At 71.9% G+C, this 16,754-nt stretch carries 18 protein-coding genes; 13 read left to right on the top strand and 5 right to left on the bottom strand.

Going from position 1 to position 16,754, the window contains the following annotated elements:
* The first annotated feature begins 36 nt into the window (after nucleotides 1-36).
* The 4 genes from ACFVYR_RS00740 to ACFVYR_RS00725 are packed head-to-tail and all read left to right on the top strand — an operon-like array spanning nucleotide 37 to nucleotide 3,144.
* Nucleotides 37-1,044: an acyl-CoA dehydrogenase gene (locus ACFVYR_RS00740; RefSeq protein WP_384247973.1), complete on the top strand. Its 1,008-nt coding sequence runs from the start codon at nucleotides 37-39 to the stop codon at nucleotides 1,042-1,044.
* Complete coding sequence (locus tag ACFVYR_RS00735) at nucleotides 1,041-1,820, top strand: PIG-L deacetylase family protein (protein ID WP_384247134.1); 780 nt, start codon at nucleotides 1,041-1,043, stop codon at nucleotides 1,818-1,820. The genes ACFVYR_RS00740 and ACFVYR_RS00735 overlap by 4 nt, the downstream gene beginning before the upstream one ends.
* Nucleotides 1,817-2,431, top strand: a complete 615-nt coding sequence (locus ACFVYR_RS00730) for an SAM-dependent methyltransferase (protein ID WP_384247132.1) — start codon at nucleotides 1,817-1,819, stop codon at nucleotides 2,429-2,431. Before ACFVYR_RS00735 ends, ACFVYR_RS00730 begins: the two co-directional genes overlap by 4 nt.
* A complete protein-coding gene (locus ACFVYR_RS00725) occupies nucleotides 2,428-3,144 on the top strand; it encodes a glycosyltransferase (RefSeq protein ID WP_384247129.1) in 717 nt (238 codons plus the stop codon). Before ACFVYR_RS00730 ends, ACFVYR_RS00725 begins: the two co-directional genes overlap by 4 nt.
* Before the next feature lie 13 nt (nucleotides 3,145-3,157).
* On the opposite strand, the gene ACFVYR_RS00720 is transcribed toward ACFVYR_RS00725, so the two are convergent.
* From ACFVYR_RS00720 to ACFVYR_RS00710, 3 genes are read right to left on the bottom strand one after another with little or no spacing between them, the layout of a single operon-like run.
* Nucleotides 3,158-3,844: a GAF and ANTAR domain-containing protein gene (locus ACFVYR_RS00720; protein ID WP_384247126.1), complete on the bottom strand. Its 687-nt coding sequence runs from the start codon at nucleotides 3,842-3,844 to the stop codon at nucleotides 3,158-3,160.
* A 46-nt stretch (nucleotides 3,845-3,890) separates the two neighbouring features.
* Nucleotides 3,891-4,619 (bottom strand): ANTAR domain-containing protein, encoded by a 729-nt coding sequence (locus tag ACFVYR_RS00715; RefSeq protein ID WP_384247123.1) that lies wholly within the window; start codon nucleotides 4,617-4,619, stop codon nucleotides 3,891-3,893.
* Between the two features lie 6 nt (nucleotides 4,620-4,625).
* Nucleotides 4,626-5,363: an ANTAR domain-containing protein gene (locus tag ACFVYR_RS00710; RefSeq protein ID WP_384247121.1), complete on the bottom strand. Its 738-nt coding sequence runs from the start codon at nucleotides 5,361-5,363 to the stop codon at nucleotides 4,626-4,628.
* Between the two features lie 283 nt (nucleotides 5,364-5,646).
* Between ACFVYR_RS00710 and ACFVYR_RS00705 the strand changes: the two genes are divergently transcribed.
* Together ACFVYR_RS00705 and ACFVYR_RS00700 are read left to right on the top strand one after the other, a co-directional pair.
* Nucleotides 5,647-6,405, top strand: coding sequence for a GAF domain-containing protein (locus tag ACFVYR_RS00705; RefSeq protein ID WP_384247118.1), 759 nt, complete (start codon nucleotides 5,647-5,649; stop codon nucleotides 6,403-6,405).
* A 143-nt stretch (nucleotides 6,406-6,548) separates the two neighbouring features.
* Nucleotides 6,549-7,025 carry an ATP-binding protein gene (locus ACFVYR_RS00700; RefSeq protein ID WP_384247115.1) on the top strand — a complete coding sequence of 159 codons (477 nt, stop codon included), beginning with the start codon at nucleotides 6,549-6,551 and terminating at the stop codon, nucleotides 7,023-7,025.
* Between the two features lie 42 nt (nucleotides 7,026-7,067).
* Here ACFVYR_RS00700 and ACFVYR_RS00695 read toward each other — a convergent pair whose 3' ends face one another.
* Entirely contained in the window at nucleotides 7,068-8,405 is a 1,338-nt protein-coding gene (locus ACFVYR_RS00695) for an APC family permease (protein WP_384247113.1), read from the bottom strand.
* A gap of 155 nt (nucleotides 8,406-8,560) precedes the next feature.
* Between ACFVYR_RS00695 and ACFVYR_RS00690 the strand changes: the two genes are divergently transcribed.
* The 5 genes from ACFVYR_RS00690 (at nucleotide 8,561) to ACFVYR_RS00670 (ending at nucleotide 13,738) form a co-directional block, all read left to right on the top strand.
* Nucleotides 8,561-11,050: a molybdopterin-dependent oxidoreductase gene (locus tag ACFVYR_RS00690; protein WP_384247111.1), complete on the top strand. Its 2,490-nt coding sequence runs from the start codon at nucleotides 8,561-8,563 to the stop codon at nucleotides 11,048-11,050.
* Nucleotides 11,047-11,544: a hypothetical protein gene (locus ACFVYR_RS00685; protein WP_384247108.1), complete on the top strand. Its 498-nt coding sequence runs from the start codon at nucleotides 11,047-11,049 to the stop codon at nucleotides 11,542-11,544. Before ACFVYR_RS00690 ends, ACFVYR_RS00685 begins: the two co-directional genes overlap by 4 nt.
* A 108-nt stretch (nucleotides 11,545-11,652) precedes the next feature.
* Nucleotides 11,653-11,979, top strand: coding sequence for a plasmid stabilization protein (locus tag ACFVYR_RS00680; RefSeq protein WP_384247106.1), 327 nt, complete (start codon nucleotides 11,653-11,655; stop codon nucleotides 11,977-11,979).
* A gap of 220 nt (nucleotides 11,980-12,199) precedes the next feature.
* Nucleotides 12,200-12,616 (top strand): CBS domain-containing protein, encoded by a 417-nt coding sequence (locus tag ACFVYR_RS00675; RefSeq protein WP_384247103.1) that lies wholly within the window; start codon nucleotides 12,200-12,202, stop codon nucleotides 12,614-12,616.
* A 192-nt stretch (nucleotides 12,617-12,808) separates the two neighbouring features.
* Complete coding sequence (locus ACFVYR_RS00670) at nucleotides 12,809-13,738, top strand: SDR family oxidoreductase (protein ID WP_384247101.1); 930 nt, start codon at nucleotides 12,809-12,811, stop codon at nucleotides 13,736-13,738.
* Nucleotides 13,739-13,769: 31 nt separating this feature from the next.
* Here the strand turns inward: ACFVYR_RS00670 and ACFVYR_RS00665 are convergent, their stop codons facing one another.
* Complete coding sequence (locus ACFVYR_RS00665; protein WP_384247099.1) at nucleotides 13,770-14,123, bottom strand: PRC-barrel domain containing protein; 354 nt, start codon at nucleotides 14,121-14,123, stop codon at nucleotides 13,770-13,772.
* A gap of 572 nt (nucleotides 14,124-14,695) precedes the next feature.
* Between ACFVYR_RS00665 and ACFVYR_RS00660 the strand changes: the two genes are divergently transcribed.
* Together ACFVYR_RS00660 and ACFVYR_RS00655 are read left to right on the top strand one after the other, a co-directional pair.
* On the top strand, nucleotides 14,696-15,364 hold the full coding sequence (locus tag ACFVYR_RS00660; protein ID WP_384247097.1) for an MOSC domain-containing protein: 669 nt from the start codon (nucleotides 14,696-14,698) through the stop codon (nucleotides 15,362-15,364).
* Nucleotides 15,365-15,729: 365 nt separating this feature from the next.
* The gene (locus ACFVYR_RS00655) at nucleotides 15,730-16,665 is read left to right on the top strand and encodes a cation diffusion facilitator family transporter (RefSeq protein WP_384247094.1); all 936 of its coding nucleotides are present in this window, start codon (nucleotides 15,730-15,732) and stop codon (nucleotides 16,663-16,665) included.
* Nucleotides 16,666-16,754: the final 89 nt, after the last annotated feature.

Below are 16,754 nucleotides of genomic sequence, written 5' to 3'. Positions count from 1 at the left end.
GACGACGTCGCCGAGGATGTACAGGAGGCCCGCGTGATCACCACGCCCCCCGAGCTGTCCGCCCCCGTTCAGCCGCTCGACACCCCGGAGCGGCGCACCGCGGACCTGTTCGCCCGCTTCGTCGAGCAGGAGGCGGCCGGTGTGCCGCTGCCCGGCCGGGGGACGGCCCGCCGGTTCGCCGCCCTCACCGCCCTGGGACGGCGCGACCTGTCCCTGGCACGGCTCGCCGAGGGGCATCTGGACGCGGTCGCCATCCTCGACGAGTTGGCCGGGTCCTCACCGGGAGCGGGGGAGCGGTGGGGCGTATGGGCGGCGCGTCCGCCGGGTCCCGGCGTGCGCGCGACCCGGACGCGGCAGGGCTGGACGCTCAGCGGCCTCAAGCCGTACTGCTCGGGCGCCCGCGCCTGCACGCACGCCCTGGTGAGCGCGGACGCGGACGACGGCTACCGGCTCTTCGCCGTGTCGCTCGCGGAGCCCGGCGTGGCGCCGGTGCCGGGCACGTGGCCCGCGATCGGCATGGCCGGCAGCGATAGCCTCGACGTGTCCTTCACCGACGTCCCCGCGCGCGCCGTCGGCGAGGCGGACGCCTACCTGGACCGGCCCGGCTTCGAGCACGGCGGGGCCGGCGTAGCCGCCTGCTGGCTCGGCGGCGCCCACGCCGTGGCCGCGCCGCTGTACGAGCGGGCCGCCGCCGGACGGCTGAACGACCACGCGGCGACGCACCTGGGCGCCGTCGACCTGCTGCTGCACACCGCGGACACCCTGGTACGGCAGGCGGGCGAGGACATCGACGCCGACCCCCTGGACGAGCGGGCGCAAGCACGGATACGGGGCCTGCGGGTGCGGGCGTTCGTCGCGCAGGCCTGCACGGAGATCCTCGACCGCGTGGGGCGCGCCACCGGAGCGGGGCCGTTGTGCCACGACGGACCGCACGCCCGCGCGGTGGCGGACCTGACGGTCTACGTACGCCAGCACCACGCCGAGGCGGATCTCGCGGCGCTGGGCCGCCTGGCCACCGTGGAGGCCGCGGGAGCGGACCGATGAGCGCGGCGCGGACCGCAGGCCGTTCCCTCACGAGGCGGGCCGCCGCCGCGGCCATCGACGGCCAGGGGACCGACGAGGCCGAGTGGCAGGAGGCGGCGCTGTCCGAACGCCTTCCGCACCTGGCCGTTCCGGCCGGTCCTGTCGTGGTGGTGGCGGCCCACCCCGACGACGAGGTCCTGGGCTTCGGCGGCACCATCGCGGCGCTGCTCGACGCGCACACCGAGGTGCACACGGTGTGCCTCACCGACGGGGAGGCGTCCCACGGCCCCGCGTCCGCGTCCGCGCGGTCGGAGCTGGCGGCCCGGCGCCGCGCGGAGCTGGCCGCCGCCCTGGCCGAGCTCGGGCCGCTGCCCGACCCTGTCTTCGCCGCCCTGCCCGATACGGCACTCGACGCGTACGAGGACGACGCCACCGATGTGATCGGGGAACTCCTCGGCCGGGTCGGGGCGGCGGTGTGCGTGGCGCCCTGGGAGGGCGATCTGCACAGCGACCACGAGGCCGCGGGACGGGCCGCGGGGCGCGCCTGCCGCCGCAGCTCGCTGCCGCTGTGGTCGTACCCGGTGTGGATGTGGCACTGGGCCCGCCCCCACGACCTGCGCGTCCCGTGGCACCGCTCCGGCGTCCTGCCGCTCAGCGACGAGGTGCTCGAACGGAAGCAGGCGGCCGTGGCGCGTTTCGTCAGCCAGCTGGAGCCGCGCGGGCCCGGCGGCGCCCCGGTGCTGCCCGCGCAGGAGATCGCCCACCACACCCGCGCCTTCGAGACGGTGCTGCGATGAACACGCCCGCCGCCTACTTCGACGACCAGTACGCCCGCGCCGCCGACCCCTGGCACCTGGGCGAGCGCTGGTACGACCGCCGCAAGTACGACCTGACCGTCGCGGCCCTGCCCCGCCCCCGCTACGCGCGGGCGTTCGAACCGGGCTGTTCGGTGGGCGTCCTGACCGAACTCCTCGCCGCCCGGTGCGACCGCCTGCTCTCCACCGACCGCGCCGCCTCGGCCGTCGGGACGACCGCCCGGCGTACCGCGGGCCTCGACCACGTCGACGTGCGCCGGATGACCGTGCCCGAGCAGTGGCCGCAGGAGTCCTTCGACCTCGTGGTCCTTTCGGAACTCCTCTACTACTTCGACGAAGGCACCCGTGCCCGGCTGCTCGACCGGAGCGTGCGGAGCCTGCACGCGGGCGGCCACCTGGTCACGGTCCACTGGAACCATCCCGTCGCCGAACACACCTGTACGGGCCGGGACATCGCCTCCCGCCTCGACACCCTGACGGGCCTGAGCCCGCTGGCCCGCTACGACGACCCCGACTTCACCCTCACCGTCCACGAACACCGCCCGGACACGGCCCCGGCGCTCTCGCCGGCCCGCGCGGAAGGGCTTGCGTGACCCCCCGGGCCCTGGCCGTGGTGGTCCCCGCGCACAACGAGGAGCACCGCATAACGGCCTGCCTGCGCAGCCTGCACAGAGCGGCGGCACGGGCGGCGCCGCTGCCCGTGCTGATCGTGGTGGTGGCGGACGCCTGCACGGACGCCACCGCGGCCCTGGCCGCGGAGGAGGCCGAGGTCGTGGAGATCGACCGGCACAACGTCGGAGCCGCACGGGCGATCGGCACCGATGTCGCCCTTGAACTGCTCGCGGACGCCGGTCCCGACGTGTGGCTGGCGATGACGGACGCCGACACCACCGTGCCCGAGTGCTGGCTCACCGACCAGGTCGCGTGGGCCCGGCGCGGCTACGACGCCGTCCTCGGCACCATCCGGCTGGCCCCGAACCCGTCCGGCTCCCTTGTCGTGGCGCGGCACGACGCCGACTACTTCCGCTCCAGGCCCCGGGCCGGCATGGCCGCGACGTGGGAGCACCCGCACGTCCACGGCGCCAACATGGGCCTGTCCGCTCCGGCCTACCGGCGCGCGGGCGGCTTCGCCGCGCTGCCCACCGGCGAGGACCGCGATCTGGTGCGGCGGCTGGCCGCGAGCGGCCATCGGCTGGCCCGCACCGACCGCCACCCCGTCCACACCGCGGCCCGTCTGCGCGGGCGGGCCCCCGGCGGCCTCGCCGACCTCCTCGCGACCCTGGAACCCGCCCCCGCGACGCGCTGAAACAGGCAGGCTCTCAGTCGAGGGAGCGGTGGGTCAGGACGTGGTCGGCGATCTGGTGGAGCGGCCGGTCGTGGCGGAAGGCGTGGGCGCGCATACGGGCCAGGGCGTCGTCCGGAGGCAGCTGGTACTTCTCGGCGAGGATGCCCGCGGCCAGGTGGACGCTGGGCGGGTAGCCCTGCGGTCCGGGCCGGATGGGGCGGTGGTCGCTGGTGAGCAGGTAGGGGTGCTCGTCCAGGGCGAGCATGGCCAGGATGCGGGAGTAGGCGTACGCCACGGACTTGTCCCGGTCGGAGAGGGAGCCGGGCGTGGTGCGGTAGATGTCCAGGGCACCGATGCGCAGGTGGCCGGTGGTCAGGGGCAGCGCTGTCACGGAGCGCACCTTCAGCCCCGCGGCGGCCTGGGCGAAGGCGGGCCACCGGTGGTGCGCCCGGTGCAGATCCTCCTCCTCGACCAGGGTCCGCTGCACGAAGGCATCGGTGCAGGGCCCCTCTCCCGTGGTGAGCTGGGCGTCCTCCAGGCCTCGGGCACGCTCGTCACTCGCGTAGCCGAGGAGCCGCAGCTCTCCCGCGACGACCAGGGAGACGCCGAGGCAGTCGGCCTCCACATCCGCCGCGCAGGCCCGGGAGGCCGTGGCGAGGGTGATGCCGCCGCCTGCGTCGCCGATCCTGCGCCAAGTGGCGGCGTGGTCGTCCTCATGCATCGGGTGTCCCAACGGGGAGTTGTGGAAGGCCGGGTGGGGGAGGGGGTCAGGGGCGGCCAATGGCAGCGGTGTCGACCTCGCCGTCGACGAGTTGGCGGCAGAGCTGGGTCAGCCCGAGCTGGTGGGAACGGGCGTAGCGGCGCAGGGCGTCGAACGCGGCGTCCACGTTGGTGTTCCAGCGCTCGGCGAGGATGCCCTTGGCCTGCTCGATGACGACGCGGCTGGTCAGGGCCGCGTGCATCTGGGCGCGTTGCTGGTTGGCGTGGGTGATCGTGCGGTGCTGCAGGATGGCGATGGTCGCCACGTCCGCCAGCGCCTGCGCCACCCGTACGTCGGCGGCGGACAGGTCCTGCCTGCGGACGTCGAAGAGGTTCAGCGCGCCGAGGACCTCTTCGCGCAGCCGCATCGGCAGCGCGTGGGTCACGGTGAACCCGGCCTGGCGGGCCTTGGCCGCGAACACGGCGAACGGCGCGGTCTGCACGGGCGACGTGAGGTCAATGTTCAGTCGCACGGCGCCGGTGCGGTGACAGTCGACGCACGGGCCCTGCTCGTGCTGGATGGCGAAGAGCTCAAGGAGCCGGGTGTGCTCGTCCGAGGCGGCGATCAACTGGAGCGTGCCGCCGGGATCTTCGAGCATGACACCGACCGCCGACACGTCGAGCAGCTCGGTGCAGCGATCGCACAGCGTGTGCAGGAAGTCGATCAGGTCGAAGTCGTCGACGAGCGTGTCGACCGCGTCGATGACGGCCGCCAGCAGGCGTTCTTCTCGAGTCATGGCCATTCAGTCCCTCCGCCGGCCATAGGCGCCCGGCTCGTCTCCATCATCTTGGCGAAAGTGCACCCGTCGGGCCACCACGTCATCGGCGACCTCGACCACCGGCCGGCCGTGGCGGAAGGCATGGGCACGCAGCCGGACCAGTGCTTCCGCGAGTGACACATCCGCCTGCACACTGATCATCCCGGCCGCCTGGTGCACGGCGGCGCGGTAGAAGTGCGAGCCGTCCTCTCCGGCGGCGAAGGCCTCCCACTGGCCGCCGTCCTGGACCAGCGCGGCGGTCAGGGCGTGCGTGACGAGCCACGCGTCGGCGGGCGGCGGCTCCGCCGGGGGGCCGGGTCTGGCACGCTGCAACGTCATGGTGCCGAGGCAGGCGCTGCCCGCCCGCAACGGCAGGCAGAAGATCGCGCCGATCCCGAGCGCCAGGGCTTCGGGCAGCAGGGCGGGCCACCGGCTCTCCCGCTCCCGCGCCAGGTCCGGAGCCGCGACGGCCGCACCCGACGCGGCGACCTCGGGGCCCGGCCCCTGCCCCAGCGTGTACTGCAGGTCCTCCAGGTGCGTGCTGGTCCCCGCGGTGGCCCACAGCAACTCGTTGAAGTCGCTGCCGACCGTCACGGACACGGCCACGCCGTCGAAGCCCAGCGCATCGGCGCACCGCGCCGCATCCGCTCCGACCAGGCCCCCGCTACCGGGCTCCGGGCGCAGGCTCCCCAGTACGGCGGCAAGGTCGCCCTTCGTGGCCACGGCCACTCACCTCCTGCCTGGCCGAACCCCTACGGGAAACGGCTTCCCCAAGTCTATGGCGCCAAGACTCATCGGCAGTACTGACCTCGCGGGAGGTCCGCGGGGCGTAGGGTGGAAATGCAGGCTGCCCGCATCCATCAGATGGTTTTGCCCCGTAACGGCAACCCTGACATTTCCTTCCGATCCTGGGCAGCATCGGCAGTGAGTGCCAAAGATCGGAAAGCGCGGCCATGCGCACACACCCCGGCGCGTTCTTCTCGTCCGTGCCCTACGTCTGTATCCCGTGACCGGCCCCCGGGCGCCCGCCGTCGAGCTCGCCGCCCTGCATCTGGACCGCTCCGACCCCGCAAAGAGCCTCACCCGAGCGTGCCGTTCCTCGCTGAGCGTGTCCTGCTCGGTGGGTCTCACGCTCGCGGCGGACGCCGCGCTGGCCCAGCGCGTCTCCCTCGCCGCCGAGGGCCCGCTGGCGGCACGAGGCGAAGCCCTGCAGATCAATCTGGGCGAGGGCCCCTGCGTGGAGGCCCTCCGCCGCTACCGCCCGGTCCTCGCCGCGGACCTCGACGACGAGAAGGTCGTCGCCGACTGGCCCATGTACGCGACGGAGGCCCGCGCCCACGGCATCCGGGCCGTCTTCGCGCTTCCCGTCGTCGGCCCCCGGCCCAGCACCCCGCAGCCCGGCCTCGTCCTCTCGCTCTACCGCGACCGCACCGGCACACTCCCCGAACAGGACCTGGACACCGCCCGCACGCACGCGGACGCCGCCGAACTGCTGCTCCTGTCCGTTCCCGCCCCCGAGGGGGACGAGGTCGCGGAGGCCTGGCTCCTGCCGACCGACGCCCTCGTCCACCAGGCCACCGGCATGATCAGTTACCGCCACGACCTCACCGCCGCCCAGGCACTGGCCCTCCTGCGCGCCCACGCCCACACGCGTCATACTGACCTCTCCGACGTGGCCCACGCCATCGTCCACGAAGGCCTGCACCTGCCGGATCCGGCGGACCCGCCGGAGCCTCCGGAACCCCCGGGATCCCCGGAGGGCTGATGGGTGTCGTAACGACCCCTACGGACCCCGGCGCGAGCCGCTGTCGCTCAAACATCCCGGGGAGAAATGTCCGGGGAATGCGGTGATGTTTCCGGGGTAAGCGGGTGGTTGAATGACGACGCTTCGGCAGTGAGGCGAACTGTATGAACCTGGCTGAACAGAGCGAGAAGCAGCGGCTTCTCGCGGGCCGCCCGATCGAAACGTCCGCGGCTTTCGACGGCAGCGAAGAGATCGCTGTCGCCCGCGGACTGGCCCGTGACTTCCTGGCATCGTTGCGGACTCTGCACGGCGTGCCGGTGTCGGCACGGGTGGTTGGCATGATCCAGCTCGTGGTGAGCGAGCTGGTGACCAACGCCCGCAAATACGCTCCGGGACCGTGCCTGCTGACCCTGGGGGTCGGCGAGGGGGCGGTCGAGGTGACGGTGTGGGACAGCAGCGCGGCGATGCCGGTGGTGCAGCCCCCGGACGCCGGGCGTATCGGCCAGCACGGTCTGGAGATCGTGATGGCGGTGTGCCGCAGCTTCGAGGTGCACCGCGAGCCCGTCGGCAAACGCATCAAGGCCGCCGTCGTCCTGGCCGACGAACCCACCGAGGAGAGCACGGGCAACCGGGCGTGGTGACGGACTTCGGCTACCAGCTGTTCCCTTGTGCATCCCTCCGGGCTAACGGCCCGCCTCGGGGGCGCGACGTACCCGCAGGGCGGCGACGATGCCCAGTGCCGCGCCCACCGCGAGGACGGCCAGGCCCCTCAGCCAGACGTCGCGTTCGATCTGGGTCGCCAGGAGCACACAGGACGCGGCGCCCAGGAGCGGCACGACGGCCGGCGCCGCGAAGTGGTCCCCGGGCGGCGCGCCACGGCGCAGCACGAGAGCCGCGGTGTTGACGAGGAAGAAGACCACGAGGAGGAGCAGGACCAGGGTGGAGGCGAGCGTGGCCACGTCGCCGGTGAGCGCGAGGAGCAGCGAGAGCGCCGTCGTGACGGCGATCGAGGCCCACGGCGTGCGCCGCCCCGGCAGCACCTTCGTCAGGAACCGCGGCAGCAGGCCGTCCCGCGCCATGCCGTAGGCCAGCCGCGACGACATGATGCCCGTGAGCAGCGCGCCGTTGGCGACGGCCACCAGGGCGACGGCGCTGAAGAGCTCCGCGGGGACGCCGCCGGCCTTGTGCACGACTTCGAGCAGCGGCCCGCTGGACTCCGTCAGCGTCCTGGTCGGCACGGCTGCCGCGGCGGCGGCGCCGACCAGGGCGTACACCGCGCCGGCCGTGACCAGGGCGCCGAAGAGCGCCCTGGGGTACGAGCGCCGGGGATCGCGGGTCTCCTCGGCGACGTTGACGGACGTCTCGAACCCGACGAACGAGTAGTACGCGAGCACGGCGCCGCTCAGCACGGCCGCGGCAGGCCCCTTGCTCGCGGTGCCCAGCTGGGTCAGCCTTCCCAGATCTCCGTCGCCGCGTACGACGATCCAGACCCCGAGCCCGACCACGAGCAGCAGCCCGCTCACCTCGACGACCGTGGCGACGGCGTTGGCGCGCGTCGACTCGCGGATGCCCCGCGCGTTGAGCAGTGCGAGGACGGCCAGGAAGACGACGGTGACGAGCGCCACGGGGAGCGTGACGAACTCGGAGAGGTAGTCACCGCCGAACCCGCGGGCCAGCGCGGCGACCGATACGATGCCGGCGGCGAGCATGCAGAAACCCGCGAGGAACCCGGCGAAGGGGCCGAACGCCAACGTCGCGTAGTGCGAGGCGCCGCCCGCGCGCGGGTACTTGGTGACCAGCTCCGCGTACGACGTCGCGGTCAGCAGGGCCAGGCACAACGCCACGACGAGCGGCACCCACACCGCGCCTCCCGCGTCGGCGGCGACCTGGCCCACCAGGACGTACACGCCGGCGCCGAGGACGTCTCCGAGGATGAAGAAGTAGAGCAGAGGAGTGGTCAGGGCCTTCTTGAGCGGCGCGGGAGCTTGTGGTGTCTCGAGTGTCGTATGAGGAGCCTTCACGCAGAGCCGTATACCCGGAACGGCTTTTCACAGGCGGCGCATCCCCTGGACGGCTGCGACAGTGAATCGGGTGAGACCCGGCGGCCCGGGTACGTGTGGCTGATGCAGCACCCGCGGCGGAGGGATCAGGTGGGGTCCCGCGAAAGAGGTGACCGGTGAAGGCTTCCGAGGACCGCATCGCCTGCCCGTGGGGCTCGCGCACGCCCTACGGCCGGCACGCCCCGTGGCCTGTCAGAGCGGACACGCATCTCGCCGAAGGCGTCGAGGAGGCGTCCGTCCAGCGCTGGGTCCGCAGCGCCTCCGTCCTGCATTCCGACGGGGACGCCATGGACATCGCCGTGCGGGACGGCGCCATCGTCGGCGTGCGGGGCCGGGCGGGCGACCGCGTCAACCGGGGCCGCCTCGGACCCAAGGACCTGTTCGGCTGGCAGGCGAACGCCTCACCGGACCGCCTCACCCGGCCGCTCGTGCGGGAGGGCACCGAGCTGGTCGAGACGGACTGGCCGACCGCGATGGACCGGATCGTCGCGCGCTCCAAGGACCTCCTGGAGCGACGCGGTCCCGGCGCCATCGGCTTCTACACCAGCGGGCAGCTCTTCCTGGAGGAGTACTACACGCTCGCGGTGCTGGCCCGCGCCGGCATCGGCACCAACCACCTCGACGGCAACACCCGGCTGTGCACGGCGACGGCGGGGGAGGCGCTGAAGGAGTCGTTCGGCAGCGACGGGCAGCCGGGCACCTACGACGACATCGACCACGCCGACGTCATCGCGCTGTTCGGCCACAACATCGCCGAGACCCAGCCGGTCCAGTGGATGCGCGTCCTGGACAGGCTGGAGGGATCCAATCCGCCCCGGCTGCTCTGCGTGGACCCGCGCCCCACCCCGGTGGCACGCCGCGCCACCGTCCATCTGGCCCCGCACCCCGGCACCAATCTGGCGCTGCTCAACGCGCTCCTCCACGAGGTCATCCGGCTCGACCGGATCGACCGCCGGTTCATCGAGACGCACACCGTGGGCTTCGACGAGCTCGCCGAGGGCGTCGCCCGGTGCACACCGCGGTGGGCCGAGGGAATCTGCGGCGTACCGGCCGACCGGATCACGGCGGCCGGCGAGCTCCTCGGCGGCGCGGACCGGCTCCTCTCGACGGTCCTCCAGGGCGTCTACCAGTCCCACCAGGCGACCGCCGCGGCCGTACAGGTCAACAACCTCCATCTGGTGCGCGGCATGCTGGGCAGGCCAGGCGCCGGAGTCCTGCAGATGAACGGCCAGCCGACCGCGCAGAACACTCGCGAGTGCGGCGCCGACGGCGACCTTCCGGGCTTTCGCAACTGGCAGAACGACGCGCACGTGGCCGACCTGGCGAAGGTGTGGAACGTGGAGCCGGACACCATCGCGCACTACGCGCCGCCGACCCACGCCATGCAGATCTTCCGCTACGCCGAGCAGGGCTCACTGGGCATGCTCTGGATCAGCGGCACCAACCCCGCCGTCTCACTGCCCGAACTCTCCCGCGTCCGCACGGTCCTGGCGCGGGAGCAGCTCTTCGTGGTGGCGCAGGACCTGTTCCTGACGGAGACCGCGCGGCTCGCGGACGTGGTGCTGCCCGCGGCGACGTGGGGCGAGAAGACCGGAACGTTCACCAACGCCGACCGTACGGTGCACCTCTCCGAGAAGGCGGTGGAGCCTCCGGGGCAGGCCCGCCCCGACCTAGACATCTTCCTTTCCTACGCGAAGGCCATGGACTTTTGCGACAAGGACGGCGGGCCCCTGGTCAGCTGGGAAGGACCGGAAGCGGCGTTCGAGGCGTGGAAACGGTGCAGCGCGGGCCGCCCGTGCGACTACACCGGTCTCAGTTACGACAAGCTGCGCGGCGCCAGTGGCATCCAGTGGCCCTGCAACGAGAAGGCCCCCGAGGGCACCGAACGGCTGTACTCCGACGGGATCACCTGGGCGGCCCCCGACATGTGCGAGTCGTACGGGAAGGACCTGGCGACCGGCGCCGCGTACGCCGAAACGGACTACCGCGCGACCAACCCCGACGGCAAGGCGATGATCCGTGCGGCCGAGTACCTCCCGCCGCACGAGGAACCGGGCCCGGAGTACCCCTTCCGGCTGACCACGGGCCGGACGATCTACCACTTCCACACCCGCACGAAGACGGGACGCGTCCCCCAGTTGAACGAGGCCGCGCCCGATGTGTGGGTCGAGGCCGCCGCCGAGGACGCCGCCGCGCTCGGGCTCGGCGAGGGCGATCTGGTGGACGTCTCGACGCCGCGCGGCACGGTGCGCGGCCGGCTGCGGATCACCGGCATCCGCGCCGGGCTGCTCTTCATCCCCTTCCACTACGGCTACTGGGACACCCCGAACGGGTGCGCCCCCGACGAGGGAGCACCGGGGCGGGCGGCCAACGAGACGACGGTCACCGACTGGGACCCGGTCTCCAAGCAGCCCCTGTTCAAGACGGCCGCCGCCGCGCTGCGCCTCGTCGAACGCGGCGGGGGCCGTCCAGCGCCCGCCCCGACCACCGGCGCGTCCGCCCCCGCGGGCCCCGGCGCGGACGCCGTACCCGCCACGGAGGGCGGCCCGCGAGCACACGCCACGTCGGATCCGGGACCCGCCGACCCTGCCGGAGGCACCGCATGAGCGGCATCGTGACGACCATGTGGGCGCTGCGCAGGGGAGAGCGGACCCTGGCCGAAGAACTGCGCCTGGTCGCGGAGCGCCACCGCGACGAGCAGGAGATCTTCCACGTGGCCCGGGACCTGGCCCGCTGGTCGGGGGAGAACGAGGAGAGGCTCGCCGCCGAGATCGAGCGACAGGACGGTGACAGCGGACCGGAGGCCGGATCCGGCGAGACCGGTTGCCTGATGGCGCTGACCGGGGCCTGCGGGCCCGCCGACGGGGACGAGGGCGCGCTTCTCCTGCACGACCTTCGCCATCTGCACCTGCGGGCGTCCGAGAACTCGCTCCTCTGGGAGACGCTCGCGCAGGCCGCGCAGGCCGCTCGCGACAGCCACCTGCTCGACGTGGCGTCCGCGGGCCACCCCCGGAGCCTGCGGCAGATGCGCTGGACCAACACGATGATCAAGATCCTGGCACCGCAGATCCTCACCGTCCCCGCCGACCGGGCCGATTGACCGCGCGAGGCAGGGGTACCGGTGTGAAACTGGGCGCAATGCCCGCAAAGAAGACCACCGCGCACACTCACACAAGCAGTGCGGTGGCGATGAGAAAGCGAGGTCACCATGCCGGCTGGATCCAGCAACAAGCGCGAGCGCCAGTACGAACACATCAAGGACAGCGCCGAGGACCGCGGAGCCTCCCAGGGCCGCGCCAAGGAGATCGCGGCCCGCACGGTCAACAAGGAGCGGGCCCGCTCCGGCGAGTCGAAGACCGCGAGCAAGACGTCGACCAAGGACCCCAAGTCGGCCTCGCAGCGCGGCGGGGAGCGTTCGCACAGCGGCTCCCAGGGCCCCACGAAGGACCAGCTCTACGAAGAGGCCAAGAAGAAGAACGTCGAGGGCCGCTCCTCGATGAACAAGCAGCAGCTGAAGAAGGCGCTGGGGCGCTGAACGGCGAGAGCCGCCGCCCGCGGCGGACCTCCGCCGCGGGCCGCCGCCACCGCTGGCCGTGGCCCCCTCGGGCACATGGCGGCGCGGATCCCGGCCCGAGATTTCCGTTCAAGAACGGGACAGAACGTTACCTCTGCGTACGTACGGGTACTCATGCCACATCCGAGACCATGTTCCCCCGAGCAGCGTGGGGATACGTACGAACACAGGGAGAGATGCCATGACCAAGGCGCGGGACATCATGACGGGCGGGGCCGAGTGCGTGGGCGCCCAGGAGACGGTGCTTGACGCGGCCCGCAAGATGAAGGACCTCGGCGTCGGTGCCCTGCCGATCTGCGGCACGGACAACAAGCTCAAGGGCGTCATCACCGACCGGGACATCGTGGTGAAGGTCCTCGGCGCGGGCAAGGACCCCGCCGGCTGTCCGGCCGGCGACCTGGCCCAGGGCGAGGCCGTGACCATCGGCGCGGACGACGACGTGAGCGAGGTCCTGCGCACGATGAGCACGCACAAGGTGCGCCGCCTGCCGGTGATCGACGGACACGACCTGGTCGGCATGGTCGCCCAGGCGGACGTCGCCCGCTCGCTCGACGACCCGCAGGTCGGCGACCTGCTCCAGGCCCTCTCCACGGACTGACGTGCACTGCCCGGGTGCCCCGGGCCCCGACCGGTCGCGGGTGTGAACACGCGGGAATGACCGGCCTGGGCCGGGGCACCCGAGCCGTTGTGCGACGCGTGTGCGTGCCGGTGACGAGGGATTCACGGTCCGTTGCCGGCGCAATGGCGTGTCCACGGTTCTGCAGGCAAGTCCGAGAGTGAAGGTGCAGCCATGCCGGAAGGAAACGCCACAGACCGCGCGCCGAACGAGCGTCCGGCGATGCCGCAGGAGGAGGCGGAGATCTCTCCGCCCTACCGCTTCCACCGCCAGGAACGTCCCGGCCTCGAAGCGGACATGGAGGTACGCCCGAGGTACCTCGCGCCGAACTACCGCGGCTCCGGAAAGCTCGTCGGCAAGGTGGGGCTGATCACCGGAGGTGACTCCGGCATCGGCCGCTCGGTGGCCGTCCTCTACGCCCGCGAGGGCGCCGACGTAGCCATCGTCTACCTGCCCGAGGAAGAGCGGGACGCGGTCGAGACGCGGGAGGCGGTGGAGAAGGAGGGACGCAGGTGCCTGCTGCTGCCGGGCGACCTGTGTGATCCGTCCTTCTGCGCCGAAGTCGTCGAGCGGACGGTGGCGGAACTCGGCGGCCTCAACGTCCTGGTGAGCAACGCCGCGTACCTCAACAGCCAGAACGACCTGTCGGAGCTGACCGCCGACGATTTCGACCGGGTCTTCAAGACGAACGTCTACGCCTACTTCCACCTGGTGATGGCGTCTCTGCCGCATCTGTCCCACGGCGACGCCGTGATCGCCACCGCCTCCGAAGAGGCGCTCAAGGGAAGCGACATGATGATGGACTACGCGGCCTCGAAGGCCGCGGTGGTGGCGTTCACCAAGTCCATCGCCTCCCATCTGGCGCAGCGCGGAGTCCGCGCCAACATCGTCTCGCCAGGACCCACTTGGACCGTGCTCAATCTGGCGGGCCAGCGCTTCCCCGACGACTACCTGCGGGACCTGGGCAGTTCGGCCCCCATGGGGCGCGTCGCCCAGCCCGAGGAGGTCGCTCCCGCCTACGTCTACCTGGCGTCGGACGCGGACTCCAGCTTCACCGTCGGCGAGATGATCGCCGTCACCGGCGGGCTGACCGACACGCGCTGATCGCGGGGCGGCGCGCGGTGCGCGGGCCGGGTCAGGCGCCCGGCTCGTCGAGGTAGTGCTCGTCGATGTGCGCCCGATAGGTGGGGTCGGTGACGCGGAGGTCCCTGTCGAAGCGCGGTGCGGCCTTGATGTGGTCCTTCGTGCGGGGCACGTGGACGGTGCGGTTCGCCTCGTCGACGTGCGCGATGACCCAGACGGGCAGCAGCACCTTCTTGCTCAGCAGCGGTCCGCCGGTGTCGATGACGAGGTGGTCGGGTGCCACTTCCTCCGTGGTGGCGTCGACCTCACCGGACGAGCCGTCGCTCGCCTCCACCGCGTAACCGAGAAGACCGGCGGCGGAGATGGGGCCGTTCGGGATTCCGGAGTCCTGGACGCTGTCGTTCATTCGCTCAAGTCCTCTCCGCCGCGGGCGGCATCCGTGCTGTGCGCGCCGACCGGGGCTCCGCGTCGGCGGTGTGGGAACCGCATGTCCGCGTCGGCGTCGACAAAACATCGGCCCGTGGGCGTCAAGGGGGCGCCGGGCGGACCGAGTTGGCCTCGGGCCGCCGATTCGGCGGACGGCCGGGCCGCTGGACGACGTTGCGGGACCTTCACATCTTCCGGTCCGTGAAGGCCTTCGGGCGGGGCAGGCGAGAAGGGATGCCGCGGGGAGGTCGCCGCAGATGCTAGTTGTCGCTCTCTTGTTGTTGCCGGTCATGGGTCTTCTGCTGATCGGTATGGACCGGGTCGAGGACCGGTTGAACGGAAACGCTTCACCACCGGCCGGCCGTCACCGACGTCACCTCCGGCTCGTCCACGGATCGAAGGGCCGGCACGGGGAACGTCACGCGAACCGCCACGAGAGTCGCCGCGAGAGTCGCCGCGAGAGTCGCCGCGACCGAGCGGCCTGAAGCAGCCGGGGCGGACCGCGCCCGGAGGCGGGAGACGGACGCACCGCCGGACGTACCATGCAGCCGCATGAAGATCTTGAGCGTAAATGCCGGTGCGGCCAGGTCGGTTGATTACACCGATGCCCCCTCCGGAACCACCGGGATCGACAAGCGGCCGGTCGAAGGGCCGGTCCGGGTCGTCCGTCCCGGGGCGGCGGGCGTCGGAGCGAGCGGGCTGGTCGGCGACACGGTCTGCGACCTGCGCTTCCACGGCGGTGACGACCGGGCTGTCTACGCTTTCGCGCGGGAGGACCTGGACGGCTGGGAGCGGGACCTCGGCCGTCCGCTCGCCAACGGTTCGTTCGGGGAGAATCTCACCACGACCGGCATCGAGCTGCGTGACGCCCTGGTCGGTGAGCGGTGGCGGCTCGGCCCTGAGGTCGTCCTCGAAGTGACCGGAGGCCGCCTGCCGTGCCGCACCTTCGGTGCCTGGCTCGGGGAGCCGCGCTGGGTGCGGCGTTTCACCGAAGCCGCGTCCCCGGGGGCCATGCTGCGGGTCATCGAGCCCGGCGAGTTCCGCAGTGGCGACGCGATCGAGGTGGTGCACCGTCCCCGTCACGACGTCACCGTCTCCCGGTTGTTCCGCGCCCTGACGACGGAGCGCGCGGCGCTTCCCGGTGTGTTGGTGGCCGCCGAGTGGATGGAACGGGAGCAGTTGGAGATCGCCCGCGGATACACGGACAAGTACGGAACCTGAAGAGTCGGCAGACCGGCAGACCGGCAGACCGGTACTCCGCGTGTTTCTTCCGGCCCTTCTCGGACTCATTTCCGGCCATGCGTGGTCGACACACCGAGGTGGCACCTGGCGGAATATCGGAATTCTCCGTCCTGGACGCAGGTAATTGATAACCGTCTTCATTGCAGCCTTTGAAATCGCGTGAATGATGCGCTTCACTTTCCTTGCCCAGGCCACGCAGAGCGATGGGGAATTCGATGAATCATCGGCGCCAGCATGCCGACGGTGCAGTGGTGACGCACGACCACGATCATGACCACGAACACAGCCATGGGCACGATCACGGACACGGACATGGTCATGGTCACGCGGGGCACAGCCACGCGGTGGCCGAGGATGCCGACCGCCGTTGGTTAGCCCTCTCGCTCGCGCTGATCGTCGGCTATATGGCGGTGGAAGTCGTCGTCGCGTTCGTCGCCGAGTCGATGGCCCTCCTCGCGGACGCGGCGCACATGCTCTCGGACGCGGGAGCGATCGCACTCGCCCTGTGGGCCATGAAGCTGGCGAGCAGGCCGGTGCGCGGGCGCTTCACCTACGGCTTCAAGCGCGCGGAGATCCTCTCGGCCCAGGCCAACGGGCTCACCCTGCTACTGCTCTCGGCCTGGCTGACGTACGAGAACATCGAGAGGCTCCTCGACCCGCCGAAGGTCGGCGGGACCCTGGTACTGGTGACCGCGCTGGCGGGTGTGGTGGTGAACATCGCCGCCGCGTGGTGCATGTCGAAGGCCAACCGCTCCTCGCTCAACGTCGAGGGCGCCTTCCAGCACATCCTCACCGACCTCTACGGCTTCATCGCGACGGCCGTCTCCGGCGCCGTCGTGATGACGACCGGCTTCGCCAGGGCCGACACCATCGCCTCGATGGTCGTGGTCGTGCTCATGGTCAGGTCGGGCACCTCGCTCGTCCGGGCCTCGGGCAGGATCTTCCTGGAGGCCGCCCCCGCCGACCTGGACCCGGACGACGTGGGCAGCGGCATGGTCGGCCACGACGGCGTGGTCGAGGTCCACGACCTGCACATCTGGGAGATCACCTCCGGTCAGCCGGTGCTCTCCGCCCACGTACTGGTGGAGCCCGGTGGCGACTGTCACGCGGTGCGCAAGGGCATCCAGGCCCGGCTGCGCGAGGACCACGGCATCAAGCACGCGACGCTGGAGGTCGACCACGCTCCCGAGAGGCCGACCGGCGCCGGAGCCACCGAAGACGGACAGCACTGCGAGGACCCGCACGGCACGGTCCTGCGCAAGGAGACCGGGGTCCGCTGAAAGACAGGCGCTGACCCCTCATGGACCGGCCCGCCCCGGCATCCCCCGACGGGGCGGTCCGCCTGTTGGCCCCCCGGGCCGTGTCCGCA

Origin of the sequence: Streptomyces sp. NPDC058284 (genome assembly GCF_042881135.1) — a bacterium.
GTDB lineage: Bacteria > Actinomycetota > Actinomycetes > Streptomycetales > Streptomycetaceae > Streptomyces.
The sequence above is the reverse complement of the archived record's forward strand: the minus strand, read 5'-3'. Positions and strand labels throughout refer to the sequence as shown.